General features: G+C 36.6%; 12 protein-coding genes. 7 read left to right on the top strand and 5 right to left on the bottom strand.

Going from position 1 to position 14901, the window contains the following annotated elements:
* Positions 1 to 113 precede the first annotated feature (113 nt).
* On the bottom strand, positions 114 to 671 hold the full coding sequence (locus QWY78_RS08060) for a hypothetical protein (RefSeq protein ID WP_290218464.1): 558 nt from the start codon (positions 669 to 671) through the stop codon (positions 114 to 116).
* A 167-nt stretch (positions 672 to 838) separates the two neighbouring features.
* A complete protein-coding gene (locus QWY78_RS08055) occupies positions 839 to 1561 on the bottom strand; it encodes a hypothetical protein (protein ID WP_290218461.1) in 723 nt (240 codons plus the stop codon).
* 638 nt (positions 1562 to 2199) lie between these two features.
* Between QWY78_RS08055 and QWY78_RS08050 the strand changes: the two genes are divergently transcribed.
* A complete protein-coding gene (locus tag QWY78_RS08050) occupies positions 2200 to 3267 on the top strand; it encodes a tyrosine-type recombinase/integrase (protein ID WP_290218459.1) in 1068 nt (355 codons plus the stop codon).
* Between the two features lie 522 nt (positions 3268 to 3789).
* Here QWY78_RS08050 and QWY78_RS08045 read toward each other — a convergent pair.
* From QWY78_RS08045 to QWY78_RS08035, 3 genes are all read right to left on the bottom strand, one after another.
* Positions 3790 to 4317 (bottom strand): hypothetical protein, encoded by a 528-nt coding sequence (locus QWY78_RS08045; RefSeq protein WP_290218456.1) that lies wholly within the window; start codon positions 4315 to 4317, stop codon positions 3790 to 3792.
* A gap of 328 nt (positions 4318 to 4645) precedes the next feature.
* Positions 4646 to 6208: an Rne/Rng family ribonuclease gene (locus tag QWY78_RS08040; RefSeq protein WP_290218454.1), complete on the bottom strand. Its 1563-nt coding sequence runs from the start codon at positions 6206 to 6208 to the stop codon at positions 4646 to 4648.
* 393 nt (positions 6209 to 6601) lie between these two features.
* The gene (locus tag QWY78_RS08035; protein ID WP_290218452.1) at positions 6602 to 6892 is read right to left on the bottom strand and encodes an HU family DNA-binding protein; all 291 of its coding nucleotides are present in this window, start codon (positions 6890 to 6892) and stop codon (positions 6602 to 6604) included.
* Between the two features lie 46 nt (positions 6893 to 6938).
* On the opposite strand from QWY78_RS08035, the gene mutY reads away from it, so the two are divergent.
* The 6 genes from mutY to QWY78_RS08005 all read left to right on the top strand — a co-directional run bounded on the left by mutY (position 6939) and on the right by QWY78_RS08005 (position 14753).
* Positions 6939 to 7979 carry an A/G-specific adenine glycosylase gene (mutY, locus tag QWY78_RS08030; RefSeq protein ID WP_290218449.1) on the top strand — a complete coding sequence of 347 codons (1041 nt, stop codon included), beginning with the start codon at positions 6939 to 6941 and terminating at the stop codon, positions 7977 to 7979.
* A gap of 465 nt (positions 7980 to 8444) precedes the next feature.
* Positions 8445 to 9002 (top strand): gliding motility lipoprotein GldD, encoded by a 558-nt coding sequence (gene gldD, locus QWY78_RS08025; RefSeq protein WP_290218448.1) that lies wholly within the window; start codon positions 8445 to 8447, stop codon positions 9000 to 9002.
* 120 nt (positions 9003 to 9122) lie between these two features.
* Positions 9123 to 10043, top strand: coding sequence for a PfkB family carbohydrate kinase (locus QWY78_RS08020; RefSeq protein WP_290218445.1), 921 nt, complete (start codon positions 9123 to 9125; stop codon positions 10041 to 10043).
* Positions 10044 to 10132: 89 nt separating this feature from the next.
* Positions 10133 to 11977, top strand: a complete 1845-nt coding sequence (locus tag QWY78_RS08015; RefSeq protein WP_290218442.1) for a peptidylprolyl isomerase — start codon at positions 10133 to 10135, stop codon at positions 11975 to 11977.
* Positions 11978 to 12042: 65 nt separating this feature from the next.
* A complete protein-coding gene (locus tag QWY78_RS08010; RefSeq protein ID WP_290218440.1) occupies positions 12043 to 13413 on the top strand; it encodes a peptidylprolyl isomerase in 1371 nt (456 codons plus the stop codon).
* Positions 13414 to 13763: 350 nt separating this feature from the next.
* The gene (locus tag QWY78_RS08005; RefSeq protein WP_290218438.1) at positions 13764 to 14753 is read left to right on the top strand and encodes an NAD(P)H-dependent flavin oxidoreductase; all 990 of its coding nucleotides are present in this window, start codon (positions 13764 to 13766) and stop codon (positions 14751 to 14753) included.
* Positions 14754 to 14901 lie beyond the last annotated feature (148 nt).

Genomic DNA, 14901 nt, shown 5'->3' with positions numbered 1-14901 from the left:
CAAAAACAAAGCTCCCTTAAATCGCTTTAAAAGAGGTCGTTTTTTGTTATAAATTTTGGGTAATCTCGAAAATATTGGGGTTGTGCAACGGTTACCACTGTTATACGACGGCTTTATATTCCTATTTTGAGATTTCTCCACACTGCTATTACATTAGTGTCTGCGTGATGTTCTTCAGGGTTGTTTTCTAATAGTTTAATTTGAATATCTTTAGCCTTATCTAAATCACCTATTAAACCTTTACTATTCAAATCAGAAGGTAAAAATGATTCATCAAAACCACCGCAATTAGTTAATGCACTAATTGAATAATCTTGATCTAATAAATCATAGCCAATAAATTCATAATCATTCAATTCATAATTTGAACGTTCTTGATTTGGCTCAATTTCAACAGCTAAAAGATTAAACTTATTATTTAACGATATTTTACTTAAGACATATTCAAGATTATTGTAAAATCCAGTTTGAACCATATCGACAACGTGAATATTATTCCATTCTTCTTCACTATCATAATTCGGTTCTACTAAATCTTCATTTAGCATACCGTCAAGAGAAACTAATTCATCTAAATGATAAAGTTTTGACCAATCTTTATATTTTTCCCAAGAAAAATTATCATTTGTAGTTTCGTCATATTTGCCTCTTGCGGCGAATAGTAATTTCATTTGCGGTTTGTTTGGAAAGCTGTCGTATAACGTTTGGCAAATTGGCGATGGAGCCGACTTTTAGCACAAATGTTGAATAGGATTACTATTGTTCAACCTTGTACAAAAGCACAATAGAAGCACTTCACCGGCTCTATTGCCAATTTGTTTGTTAGCAGATGGCTTGGTTATTTTCCATTGTTTAAAAAGTTCGTAATCTGGTTTCCAACTTCTTCAATCGTTAAAAGTACTGCTTGACTTTTTATTCTGCTAGCGGCTTCACTGTCATTCAAATCTGTACTATTTTTCTTGTCTTTAAAATCTTTAGTTACAATTGTTGTGAAGGGAATTAATCCTGTCCGAACGTCCAAGATAATAAGTTGAGTTGTCGCAAATGCTTTAATGTCTGCTTTGGCGAACAATTTGTACTGGGAATAAATATCACTATTAATTGAATATATGACAGCAATATCAGACTGAGTTCTTACTGCCGCTTCTCTTATTGTTGTAAATGTCGGTGTCTGAGAAATTAAAATGTCAGGTATTGTCGCAATAGATTTTACTCTCAGTGAATTCTTAAACTTTTGAGAGAACAAGTCAAGATATTGTTGTTGAGATTTTAAAAATTGTTCGTCTGCCCAATAATATCTTTGGCGGTTTTGAGAACTTTCAAGTTTAACGAATGCTACTCTTAAATTGTCGGGAAGTTTGTAATTCCCATCCAATATCTTTTGGATATTTTCTTCCGAAATAGTTGAACTCTTGTCGTCAAATAAAGATTTAGTTATTGGTGGGTTAGGGCTTTCAATACCGCTTGCAATAGCACTTAAATTCGAACTTCCAACCTGTTTAGTCGTTGAACACGAAGCGAATATGATTCCGATTAAAATAAAAAGTCCTGCTTTTCTCATATTTAATATTTATGGATGATGGTTGTTATAAGCTATCTGCTAACGTCCGGCAGCTTTGCGAAGTTTGTCTGTGTTGCGCCTGCGGCAGACAAATTTTGCAAAACTGCCAGTTAGGCGAATGTTTTTGTTTATGCTAATTTACAAAAACAAGTCAGTTTTACTTGTCATATTGTGTTTTTTATTCTTTTGTTTATTTTGCAAAACCCCGCTTTGCGAAGTAAACAAAAGAAATTGAAAAGCGATAAAGCACTGATTAAAAGAGTTATAAAAAAAATAAAAACTTGACTTTTTAATTTTTTTTCCATAACTTCGTCAAACTTTATGCGAGTATTCGCTTCGAAAGTGAAACTTTCAGACAAAGATCTCTTTGAAAGTTTGCCCAGCAAAATCTTCTATTTTGCCTCTTTTAATCATTGCTTTAAAAACAAAACTTTTCAACAAAAAACCAATCTGGCTTGTAAAATTGCGCTCTAACTCTCAAATATACGCAACTTTCTCATACCAACAAAAATTTTTATTTAGGGTGAAAACACCGCTCCCAATGCTTTGGTTTTGTTCTAACTTTACGGCTATACAAAATACGCACGTTTAACTATTCAAATACGCATCTTCAGCTATGGAAAATACGCAGCCCGTTTTTGATAAAAAATACTTCGGCCCCAGCAGAAGCCACGCACCGCGATAAAAAGATCATTTGGATCAAATTCCCAAAAGATTTTACTTTGGTTAAAATGCTGAAAAGCGTAACAAAAGCCCATTGGTCAAATACACAAAAATCGTGGTATGTAACCGATAACAGTTTCAACCGCGATCTCTTTGGTCTCGCTAAAAAAATAGTGGGCAAAGAAGTCCTGCTGAAAATTCATCCCAATAATTTAGCCGCCTTTCAGAAACTTCAGAACCATTTAGTACTTAAAGGATTCAGCCGTAACACCATGCGCGTGTATTCCTTAGAGTTTGCCCAGTTGCTGTACATCCTCAAATCATTTCCCGTAGAAGAACTCACCAAAGAAAAACTGCAAAGCTATTTTCTCTATTGCCACAAAGAATTAAACCTCTCCGAAAACCAGATCCACAGCCGGATGAATGCCGTGAAATTCTATTTTGAAAAAGTACTCCATCAGGACAAATTATTTTTCGATATTCCCCGTCCCAAAAAGCCATTACTCCTTCCAAAATCCCTCAACACCTCCGAAATCTCAAAACTACTCAGCGTTACCGATAATCCAAAACACAAACTCATCCTGCAATTATGTTACGGAATGGGCCTTCGCGTAAGCGAAATTGTGAACCTTAAAATAGAACACATAGACTCCCAAACCATGAAAGTCCTCATCGCACATGGCAAAGGAAAAAAAGACCGTTACGTTAATCTTCCCAAAACCATTTTAGCAGATTTGCGCCTTTACTACAAAGCCTATCTGCCCAAAGTTTATCTTTTCGAAGGCCAAACCGGCGGACAATACGCCATCAGAAGTGCGCAGTCCGTTTTCAAAATAGCAATGAAAAAAGCCGGCATCAGAAAATCTGTTGGCATCCACTGTTTACGCCACAGTTACGCCACCCATCTGCTGGAATTCGGCACCGATATTTCACTCATCCAAAAACTGTTGGGACACAACGACATCAAAACCACCCTCAATTATACCCACGTCGCCGACCGCACCGTTGCCAGCGTGCAATCACCTTTAGACAAACTGAAATAGCGTTCCCTTTTCCCTACAAATATTTCTCTATTTTTTTTGGGCAGACATTTCCGCCTTCCATTCCCGCTATTTTTTTCCTCCGCTTACCCAACGCAAAAAAAAATGAGCTCCATTCAAGTCGGGCTGCATATTCCGCTTTCTTTATCAATTTCTTTTAGTAAGAAGCAGCGTCTCTTTTTCCTACGAGATTCAAAACGTTGTGATAATATAAAAACGTCGTGCTGAGGCGACTTTCGACCAAACGAAAACACAACTAATTCCTTTCCGTAGTTCAGCTTCAGAATTTCAAAATTTGCTTTTTATGATTTATCAGTCAAAATAGCCGTCCTGCCAGATTTTTTGATTTTATTTCAGTCATAGCAGAAACTAAAATGACGAGAATTCTGCTTCATGTAGCAGCTTTTTATACGGTGATTCCCGGCATTCTCATTCAGCTAATTTTAAGCAAGAAAAAGCAGGACTGATCAAACACAGCTTTTTATAAAAAATACGTTTTCAATACGGTTTAACCGTTTGAGTTTCTTAGTTGTTCTTTTGTACTTCATTTTTACTGCGGTCCGAAGAAGCTAGCCTTTTATCTTTAGTTAATGTCCAGATTATGATGATCTTTTCTTCATTTAAATCTTCTTCATTCGGACTGATGAATTCAATTTCCTTAATACTTTTTGTCGCGATAAGATGGGTTTCATCCTTTAACAAAAATCCATCGATGTAGATTTTCGTGTTCACATCTGCACCCAGAAATTGTCGGATCTCCTTTTGAGTTTTGGTTTCAAGTTTTCCAACATCTGCTTTACACAGAATCAACCCATACGCACTTAAATTCGGATCGCTTTTTGCGTACGAATCAGCCTGCTTGGACTTCATGACCCGTATTTCCTTTATCGCGTCTTTTGGCAGCGAATTGATCATTTCCCAGTTGGCAATGATTTTTTCATTTATAATAATGGTGGGTTGATTTTTTTTAGAATAGAGGAGTTTCTCAAAATTTTGTCCAAACATGCTGATGGACGAAATCAGAACTGCCAGAAGGGAAAATTTTAGTTTCATTAAATAATTGATAAAAAGTTAATATTCAAATATAGCACTATTATTTAACGGAGATAATCCTTAAATGAACCACAAAAATGGAGTTCATTATTACAAAATTTTCTTCGGCCTGTTTAAAAAAGAGGAAAGATCAGGAAGTCCTGTCGTTGAATTTTCAATAGTAAGAAATTAATAAAATTAAGTTTCCTTCGACTTTAAAAAACGCAAATCTTCATTTCGCACTTTTAAGCCTCAGGATTTTAAACGTAAAAAAATTTTGTGGTCTAAATAAAAAAACTTCCGAAAGATCTTCGGAAGTTATATGTTGTTGTAAGATTGGTCTGTATTCTTAATTAGAATAACTCATTAATTCTTCCTTTTTAGAATTCACCATTTTGTATTCTAAATATTTAAATGAATCTCTTGGGATAATCGTTACCCATTTTTTGTACTTCAAATACCATTTCGTTTGTATGCTCATCAACCCTTTGGTTAAATACGCTTCTACAAAAGGGTGAACATGTAAAAACAGTTTTCCTTTTTCGGTTTGGATCAAATTACGGATCACTTCTTCCATGCGTTCAACCACCACGATTGGCGCTAGAATTTCTCCGTCGATATTCGGGTTGTCTTCCTTCGTTTTGATTACTTTTTCAGGTTTTGTACGTTGACGCGTTAATTGAATTAAACCGAATTTACTCGGTGGCAGAATTTTGTGTCTGGCTTTATCACGGCTCATTTCATTTTTGAAATGTTCGTATAAATCCCGGCGGTGATCAGGGTTAATCATGTCAATGAAATCCACCACGATGATTCCACCCATATCCCGCAAGCGAAGTTGCCGTGCAATTTCAGTGGCTGCCATTTTATTCACCGTCAGCGCATGTTCTTTGTTGGATGAACCTGCTCCTGAGGAAAGGTTGTTTCCCGAATTTACATCAATTACATGCAGCGCTTCGGTATGTTCGATTACCAAATACGCTCCTTTAGAACTTGGGATATTTACGTGTTTCCCGAAGCTTTGCTTCATTTGCTTTTCTACGTTGTAATATTCCAGTAACGGAATTGGCTTGTCGTAGAACTGAACAATGTTTTTACGTTCCGGGGCAATAACTTCAATATAACTTCGCATATCATCAACCATCTGCTCATCATCACAAATAATCGATACGAAATCAGCATTGAAATTATCCCGCAAAATAGAGGAAGCTTTATCTTCTTCACTTAATAGTTTGCTCGGAACTTTGATTTTCTGAAGGTTTTTAAAAGTCGTTTCCCATTTTTGTATCAGCTGATTCATATCGTTATGAAGTTCAGCTACTTTTTTTCCTTCGGCTACGGTTCTGATGATGACGCCGAAACCTTCTGGCTTAATACTTTCAATTAAAGTTTTGAGCCGGTCTTTCTCCTCAGAACTGTTGATTTTTTTCGAAATAGAAACGCTTTTGTCAAACGGAATTAAAACCAAAAACCGACCGGTAAGGGAAATCTGGGTAGAAATTCGCGGTCCTTTTGTAGAAATGGGTTCTTTGGTAATTTGCAGAATAACAGCGTCGTCTTTGGCCAAAACTTTATCAATAATCCCGCCTTTCGGAATTTCTTTTTGAATATCGAAATTCTTCAGAGAAGAGTGGGGTTGTCTTTTGGAAACGGTGTCTTGTAGGAATTTTTTGTAGGTGAGAAATTGGGGACCTAAATCCTGATAATGCAAGAAGGCATCTTTCTCATAACCAATACTTACGAAGGCAGCATTGAGGTTCGGAGCGAGTTTTTTTACTTTACCGATAAATAAATCGCCGACAACGAATTCACTTTTATCCTCCTGTTCGTGCAGTTCAAAAAGGCGTCCGTCTTCCAGCAAGGCAATCTTAGATTGCTCATCTTCATGTGATATAATCAGTTCTTTCTTCATTCTGTTGATAAGGGATTAAAATATTAAGGGTCTTAGAAATTCTGAAAAAATCAATTCTAATTGCTCAATTTTTTAATAGTTTCTGGGTTCTGTTTTATCAGTGATGGCGAAAATTGTACTTTTAAGAAAAGCTCTCGCGCGACAGGTTGATCAGGATGATTAAAACAAAAATATAGCCGGTGTAATTTTATACCTATAAACACACCAACTATATTGTTATATTGTAAATCGCAAAAAGATTATTTTTTCTTGTGTCTGTTTGCTCTTCTTCTTTTCTTTCTTTTGTGGGTCGCTACCTTGTGTCTCTTTCTTTTCTTTCCGCTTGGCATAATTTAAATTTTTTGTTTGTAACTTATATTTATTCTTTAGTTATTGATAATACTGAGGCAGTTTTTATTTAACCGCTACTTTTGTTTTTACTTTCTCTACAAAAGTTTTTGAAGGCTTAAAGGCCGGAATATTATGAGCAGGAATTTCAATGGCGATATTTTTTGAAATATTTCTTCCTGTTTTTGCTGCTCTGGTTTTGATAATGAATGAACCGAATCCTCTTAGATATACATTATCTCCGTTGTACATTGATGTTCTGATCTCCTGCATAAAAGCTTCAATAACTTTCTGGGTTTCATTCTTTTCAGTTCCCAATTTATTTGAGATGGTGTTTACCAATTCTGCCTTTGTCATTTCCTTTTTTATTTATATTTTTGGTGTGCAAATATAATAAGAATTTTTGAAAACAAAAAAACAAAATGCTGATTTTCTTCATGTTGGTAGGAAATTGCTGGATTGGTATCAAATCCATGGCAGAGATTTACCTTTTAGAAAAACCAACGATCCGTACAAGATTTGGATTTGCGAAATAATCTTCCAGCAAACACGCATAGAACAGGGACTAAGTCATTACCGAAATTTTATTCAACGATTTCCCGACGTGCAAACCCTAGCCCTAGCAGAAACCGATGAAGTTTTGCTTTATTGGAAAGGACTCGGCTATTATTCCAGAGCCTTGAATGTACACAAAGCCGCCCTTCAAATCGTAAATGATTTTAATGGTATTTTTCCGAAGGATCACCATGATATGCTGAAATTAAAAGGCGTTGGTAAATATACCGCTGCAGCAGTTTCAAGCATCTGCTTCGGAAAAAAAATCGCGGCCGTTGATGGTAATTTTTATCGGGTTTTATCCCGCGTTTTTGCCGATGACTGCGATGTTTCCAATTCCAAAGCTTTTGAATATTTTTCGGAACTTGCTTATAAAATCATGCCCGAAAAGGAAGCCGGAACTTTCAATGAAGCCATGATGGATCTCGGTTCAGAAATTTGCAAACCCAAAAATCCTTTGTGTGAAAGTTGCCCTTTAATCAAAGACTGCCTCGCATTTAACTTGGGAAAAATCCCCAATTTTCCTGTGAAAACCAAAAAAACCAAACCCACGGATTTAGAACTTTTTTATTCTTTTGTAGAATTTGACGGACAGTTCCTGGTCAAACAAAGAAAAGACGATTTTATCTGGAAAAAACTCTACGAATTTCCAATCGAGATTCCCGTGGAATGGGAGAGATTTAAGGTTAATCACAAAACAATTACGCATAAACTAACGCATAAAAACTTAACCATCCAAATGAGTCATATTATATTGCAGTCCAAAGAAGATTTCACCGAATTTGCTGCAGAACATGATTTTTTCATCATTAATGAAGAAGAATCGCATCAGAAATCCTTCCCGAAACCGCTGGAAAATTATTTGAAAGATTGTTATAAAAGTAAATGAGACTTTAATTATAAAAATAGTTATTATTTAACCGCAAGGAAATTTACAATCTCCTAGAGCATGTCTAAATATGCGAAGAAATAAATTTCTTCGTCTCCGATCTGCAATCAAGTGCTTAAAAAAATTCAACAAAATTAAACCCTTCTGGCATGGAGAAAAATAATTTTGATGTATTTATAACACCATTTTAAAGTTATAAACCTTGCTGGGGAAAAGTTCATGAAGATTTACGCCTCGTAAATTCTTAACCAAAAACACAATGGTTCATTTATATTTGCCGCGAATTCACGAATTTTCTTTCCTTTATTTGATAAGTAGTAGTTCCGTTTTTTTTCGGGCATTGAAAATTAGAGATTGATTAAAACCATTCCTGCATTGGTGGCGATCACGCTCCCAATAAAAACTTTATGTAAAGCCCTCATTTTTCTTTATTTAAAATTTAAAACTAATTCGTATTTTTGCGCAATGTTTAAAAAACTCATTTTCACTTTTTTAGGATTTGTTTTGCTTTCTTGTACTGATGAAGCGCAGCCAAAACCTTCTGGTGAACTTCGTTTAGAATATCCTGAACCCAAATACCAAAACTTTAGCTCGCCTTGTAATTTTAGTTTTGAATACTCTGATTTTGCGCAAGTGAAAGAGGCGAAAAATCCGTGTTGGTATTATATTGAATATCCAAAAATGAAAGCGAAGGTGTTTATCACCTACTTTCCCATTAAAAATGATTTTGACCTGCATGTAAGAGAATCCGAGAAAATGGTCTACGAACATACCATCAAAGCAAGTGCGATCGATACCAAATCCTTCAGTTTTTCAGAACATCGAGTGTTCGGTAACTTCTATGAATTGAAAGGCCAAAGCGCCTCAAATCTACAATTTTTTGTGACCGATTCTACACGGCATTATGTAACCGCAAATTTATATTTCAATACGCGGCCAAAACCGGATTCCTTGGGTCCCGCAGTAGATTATATCAAAAGAGATTTGCTGCATTTAATAGAAACCTTTGAATGGAAAAAATAGCAGCGTCAAGTCGAGTCTTGTCCAAGAGCTTAATTTAGAAAAAAAATTTAAAGCCACGAAGTGGCGATTTAACATAGAATAGGATGCAATCCTATTAAAAGCAATATTAAAAATAAAATTATGAAATTATTAGTTGTTGGTTCAGTCGCTTTCGACGCCATAGAAACACCGTTCGGAAAAACAGATAAAATTTTGGGTGGCGCTGCTACGTACATAAGCATCGCTTCCTCTATTTTGGGAGTGAAATCAGGGATTGTTTCTGTTGTAGGTGGCGATTTTCCACAAGCTGATTTGGATATGCTTTCTGGTAGAGGCGTAAACATCGAAGGAATTGAAATCATCAAAGAAGGAAAAACTTTTTTCTGGAGCGGTAAATACCACAACGATTTAAACTCGCGAGATACATTGGTTACAGAAGTAAATGTCTTAGAAAACTTCGATCCGAAAATTCCTGAATCCATGCAAGATGCCGAGATTTTATTATTAGGAAATCTTCATCCCGGTGTACAACTTTCTGTTTTAGAAAAAATGAATAACCGTCCGAAATTGGTCATCTTAGATACCATGAATTTCTGGATGGATTCTGCTTTAGATATTTTATTGCAAATGATCGCCAAAACCGATGTCATTTCCATTAATGATGAAGAAGCACGTCAACTTTCTGGTGAATATTCTTTGGTAAAAGCAGCACAGAAAATCCACGAAATGGGTCCGCAGTTCGTCATTATTAAAAAAGGAGAACACGGAGCCTTACTGTTCCACGACGGAAAAATATTTGCAATCCCAGCGCTTCCGTTAGAAGAAGTTTACGACCCAACTGGTGCTGGTGATACTTTTGCCGGCGGTTTTGCCTCGTATTTAGCGAAAAAAGAAGACTTCTCTTTTGAGACTATGAAATCTGCTTTAATCGTAGGTTCAGCCATGGCTTCATTTACGGTAGAGAAATTCGGGACACAGCGTTTAGAAGAAGTTACAGAGGGTGAAATGATCGCCAGAATCAAAAGTTTTAAAGAATTAACCACATTCCAGGTACACGTTTAACTTTCCTTGATCCCAACAATCTGAATAGCAATAAAACGACGTTCATCACAGAGCGAAAAATTTAAAATTGGATTAATCTTCAAAAAAAAATGAGAAATAATACTATGAAAAAAATAGGAGGTATAGCAATGATGTTGGCTTTCTGCACCGGACTGTCTGCACAATATATGATTGTGGGCAAAGACAGCATTTCCGTGCAGCAGTTTAAGAAAGAAAATGCATACGGTTTAGAAAATGCCGGCGTGCAAAGTACCATTACTACCACTCAGAATTTCTATTTGTTTCAGCAATTTGCAGCCGAAAAAAAAGCCGATACCTTGACGTATTTCCGCGAAAGAATGTCGGAAAAAGAAAGCGAGTTAAGAACCCAGCATTTCTTTCCTGCCCAGGTGATTAATCCGGTTTTAAATGAGTTTGTTAAAGACAGCCAAACCGAAAAAGAAGTTCAAGTATTTATTCTGGAAAAATCGGCTGGTGATACCACCAATTATCAGCAAGTGTACAACGATGTGAAATCGGGAAAACTCACCCTGGAAGAGGCCATTTCTAAATATACCAAAGCCAATCCCAAAGCAATCTATATTAAACCTGGAAGCTTGGATAATCAAATGTATGCAGAGCTTAAAACCTTGCCCAACAACTCCATGACGAAGTTCTTTGATACACCGTCTTATGTTGGTTTTGCTAAAGTTTTGAATTCCCGCCCAAGTTTGGGTTATATGATTTTTGGAACGATTTCTTTTCCGAAAGATGCCAATTCAGAAACGTTGAAAAACAATATTTATAAAGATTTGAAAGCCGGTAAAACTTTTCAGGAAGTTGCTAAATTATACGGTGCCAACGAGCACGAGAAAGATAATGGTGGAGTAATTATGGGTTCACCAACATTGCCAGATGAAGTCTACGCCTTATTCAAAGGACAGAAAGCAGGCTATTATACGCCGGAACCACTTCTCTTTGGTGAAAATTATTTTGTTTTCAATATTTATAATGTAGAACCTTATCTTTTAACAGAAAAGAACAGAGCATTTTTCTTAAGAGAAATGAACAATACCCTCTATTCTGAAGTTTTACAGGATAAAATGACCGCTTATTTAAAAACAGATGCTTCCTACAAAGAGTTTCCTGCATTTCAACAAGTGAAAAAATCCTATCAGGATTTGATGGCTGCCAAAGACAGCGAGCTTCTATACCAATACAAAAATGAAAAAATCACCGCCGGGTATTTTAAAGAAATGATTGGTGATAAAAAAGACGATGCCGCGAAATTGGCTCCAGCCGTTTGGACTGAAGCGATCAGCAACATCAACTCTCAAGATGTTCTAAGGGTGTACAGTAAAAATTTCACCAATATTAAAAATATTAAAGAAGAATTAGAAGCCTATAAAAGATCGCTTTACTCCGATTATATCTTCTCTAAATATTTAAATGAAGAAATTGCTAAACACCCGGAATGGTTGACCGAATATTACAATCAAAACAAATCAAAATTTATGTGGGGCGAAAGGGCAGAGGGCAGAGTAGCCATCATTGCTGATCCCAAACTGAATAAAGATATTGCAAAAGAAATCAAAGACCCGAAAGGTTGGGAATTTTTGAAAGGCAAATTTACCGGTAAATTAACCGCAGAAAAACAAGTCTTGGTGAGTTTTGAAAAAGGAGAAATGTCCAAAGATGCCGATGTTTTTACCAAATACAAAGTACCGTTCAAGCCAGGGGTGCACCAAACCGAAATGGGCGCACGATCTTTGGTGATTGCCATTGATAAAATAGTGCCTCCTGCGCAGATGACCCAAGAAGAAGCCGCAGAAGAATTAAAAGATGCCGTGAATGAGAAAAAACTCAACGAAATCATCGCGCTTCAAAAAATAAAAACCAAAATCGTGGTTCAACCGGAATTCCTAAAGGATTTAGAAAAGAATTTTAAGAAATAATTATAATAAAAAATGCAAGTTATTTCGTTTAGAATGATAATTTTGCAGATTGATAAAAAAGAGATATGAATAAGAATGTAAAATTCACCCTGATCTTTAGCTTAATGCTCGTGTTTTTTGGCACCTTAAGCAAAGCACAATCCGCTTTGAAAAAAGGAGATCTCGTCGACGGAATTGCCGTAGTAGTGGGTGATGAAATTATTTTGGAATCTGATATAGAGGATCAGGCGAACTTTGCAAAACAGCAAGGTGCCACCGTTGCAGATAAATGCGAATTCGTAGAAAGCATCATTAATAATAAATTATTGATCTATGAAGCCAAAAGAGATACCCTCATTGAAAACCGTTCTGCAGCGATTAAAGAAAACGCCAATCAAAAATATACCCAGATTTTAGGACAATTCCCGGATGAGAAAGCCATGCTTTCTACTTACAAATTCCGAACGTCTTATGAAATGAAAAATGCGATCGAAAAAATCGATAGTGATAATTACTATGGACAGATGAAATATGGCCGTATTACCGATAAAGCCGACGTTACGCCCAATGAAGTAACCGATTTCTTTACCACGTTCCAATACCAACTTCCAGAAGTGAAAGATGAAGTCTCGCTGTCGCAAATTACGATGTATCCAAAGTTGACCAATGCGCATAAAGATGAAATCATTGCCCGACTTAACAAAATTAAGCAAGATATTTTAGGCGGTGAATCCTTTGAAAGCCAAGCGAGAATCTATTCAGACGATCCAGGTTCGGCCGCAAAAGGTGGTTTGTATACCAATATTTCAAAAGGGAAAATGGTAAAACCGTTTGAAGCTGCAGCACTTAATTTACAAGAAGGAGAACTTTCTGATCCTGTAGAATCCGATTTTGGCTATCACTTAATTCAACTGGTGAAGAAAAGCGGAAAACAATACGATGCCCGTCATATCTTGTTAAAAGCGGAACCTAATGCCGACGAAATCGATGCTGCTAAAAAAGAATTAGACAGCATAAGAACTCTGATTATCGATGGTAAACTGAGCTTCAAAGATGCAGCCTACCGATTTTCAGATGACAAACAAACCAAGTTCAATGCAGGAATCCTGACCTCGGAAGAGGGCTCAGATAAAATTGAAAAACTCAACCTTCCTCCGACCATTTCTTACCAAATTGCCGGTCTTCATAAAGGCGACATCACCGATGTTTTCCAAGATTCCGTTCAGCAGGACAGAAAAACCGTAAGCATCATAAAAGTAGATGATATCATCGCAGCGCATAAACTCGATATATCTACCGATTACAACAGAATTAAGCAAATGGCGCTCAACAAAAAGAAAAACGAAATGGTAGAAAAATGGGTCAAAGAAAAATTACCAAATGTATTTATCTCCATCAACGACCGCTACAAAAACTGCACATTTAAAACCGACTGGCGAAAAACCGTCGACAATTAGATAAATGAAATCTCTGCCTCAGCGGAGATTTTTTTTTGCTTCTATTGAAAGGAAGAATTATAAGTTCAACACAGATCATTGCCAGGAGGAACAACGAAGCAATCCTAAAGATTTCGAAGTTAAGTTAATGGTTTTTTTTTCACTTGCTTAAGAAATCAATAAATTCATTTTGGCTCAGTTTTTTTTAAGAAAAATTATCTAAATATCTTGATACATTATTGTTATAAATTTTAAAATAACCTAAAAACGATAGGATTATGGAAAATTTTGTCCTTTCCCTTCTCCCCCGACAATATTTAAATTTAGCCTTAAAATTTTTTCCTCTTCACCGATTTAATTAAATTTACCCCATGAGTAATTTTTTAGATTTTGGCGTGGCCAAAAAGATGAAAGAAATGAATGAAAATCAAAACAAAATCACCCAGCTTTTTCAAATAAAATATCCCATCATTCAGGGAGGAATGATTTGGCATTCCGGTTGGCGATTGGCATCTGCGGTTTCTAATAACGGCGGTTTGGGACTCATCGGAGCCGGAAGCATGTACCCTGATATTTTACGAGAAAACATCCGGAAATGCAAAGCTGCCACCAAAAAACCTTTTGGCGTAAATGTTCCCATGCTTTATCCCAATTTAAATGAGGTGATTCAGATCATCTTAGAAGAAGGTGTGAAAGTTATTTTTACCTCGGCGGGCAACCCCAAAACCTACACCGAAACCTTGCAGAAAGAAGGACTAAAAGTTGCTCACGTAGTTTCATCCACCAAATTTGCAATGAAATGCGAAGCAGCTGGCGTTGATGCCATCGTTGCAGAAGGATTCGAAGCAGGCGGCCATAACGGCCGTGATGAAACCACCACCTTTTGTTTGATTCCCAACGTGAAAAAGCACATCAGCAAACCACTGATCGCAGCCGGCGGAATTGCACTAGGCTCGCAAATGAAAGCAGCCATGATTCTAGGTGCAGACGGCGTGCAGATCGGTTCTCGTTTTGCAGCAACCACAGAAGCCAGTGCGCACGAAAACTGGAAAAATAAAATCATCTCCTTAAATGAAGGCGACACCCACCTAACCTTAAAAGAATTAGCACCCGTTCGATTGGTGAAAAACAGATTCTTTCATGATTTAGAAAAGCTCTACGAACAAGGTAGAAATGCACAAGCGTTACAAGAAACCCTGGGCAGAGCGCGTGCAAAAAGAGGTATGTTCGAAGGCGATTTGGAAGAAGGCGAACTTGAAATTGGGCAAGTTTCTGCATTAATCAATGAAATTTTGCCTGTTGAAAAAGTATTTGAAAATCTACTCCGAGAATTTAAGGCAGCAGGTATTTCTGAGCTATAAATACCAACGCAAATAGGAATATTACCCAATAAACCTCTCATTCAATGGGAGGTTTATTAGGTTTTTGGTTATCTCGAAGAGATGGCGTTTCGTTTTTTAGACTGCAATTTTTTCATCAAATAGCCAAGTGCAATTGGCGCTGCGTAGA

The sequence above is a fragment of the Kaistella yonginensis genome (assembly GCF_030409525.1).
Taxonomy (GTDB): Bacteria; Bacteroidota; Bacteroidia; order Flavobacteriales; family Weeksellaceae; genus Kaistella; species Kaistella yonginensis.
Note: the sequence above shows the minus strand (reverse complement) of the source record. Positions and strands in the feature narration are given on the sequence as shown.

What these genes read in the sequence shown, in the direction of transcription:
- QWY78_RS08060 (WP_290218464.1), bottom strand. Translation starts at nt 671, where the DNA reads ATGAAATTACTATTCGCCGCAAGAGGCAAATATGACGAAACTACAAAT.
- QWY78_RS08055 (WP_290218461.1), bottom strand. Translation starts at nt 1,561, where the DNA reads ATGAGAAAAGCAGGACTTTTTATTTTAATCGGAATCATATTCGCTTCG.
- QWY78_RS08045 (WP_290218456.1), bottom strand. Translation starts at nt 4,317, where the DNA reads ATGAAACTAAAATTTTCCCTTCTGGCAGTTCTGATTTCGTCCATCAGC.
- QWY78_RS08040 (WP_290218454.1), bottom strand. Translation starts at nt 6,208, where the DNA reads ATGAAGAAAGAACTGATTATATCACATGAAGATGAGCAATCTAAGATT.
- QWY78_RS08035 (WP_290218452.1), bottom strand. Translation starts at nt 6,892, where the DNA reads ATGACAAAGGCAGAATTGGTAAACACCATCTCAAATAAATTGGGAACT.
- gldD (WP_290218448.1), top strand. Translation starts at nt 8,445, where the DNA reads ATGTTTAAAAAACTCATTTTCACTTTTTTAGGATTTGTTTTGCTTTCT.
- QWY78_RS08020 (WP_290218445.1), top strand. Translation starts at nt 9,123, where the DNA reads ATGAAATTATTAGTTGTTGGTTCAGTCGCTTTCGACGCCATAGAAACA.
- QWY78_RS08015 (WP_290218442.1), top strand. Translation starts at nt 10,133, where the DNA reads ATGAGAAATAATACTATGAAAAAAATAGGAGGTATAGCAATGATGTTG.
- QWY78_RS08010 (WP_290218440.1), top strand. Translation starts at nt 12,043, where the DNA reads ATGAATAAGAATGTAAAATTCACCCTGATCTTTAGCTTAATGCTCGTG.
- QWY78_RS08005 (WP_290218438.1), top strand. Translation starts at nt 13,764, where the DNA reads ATGAGTAATTTTTTAGATTTTGGCGTGGCCAAAAAGATGAAAGAAATG.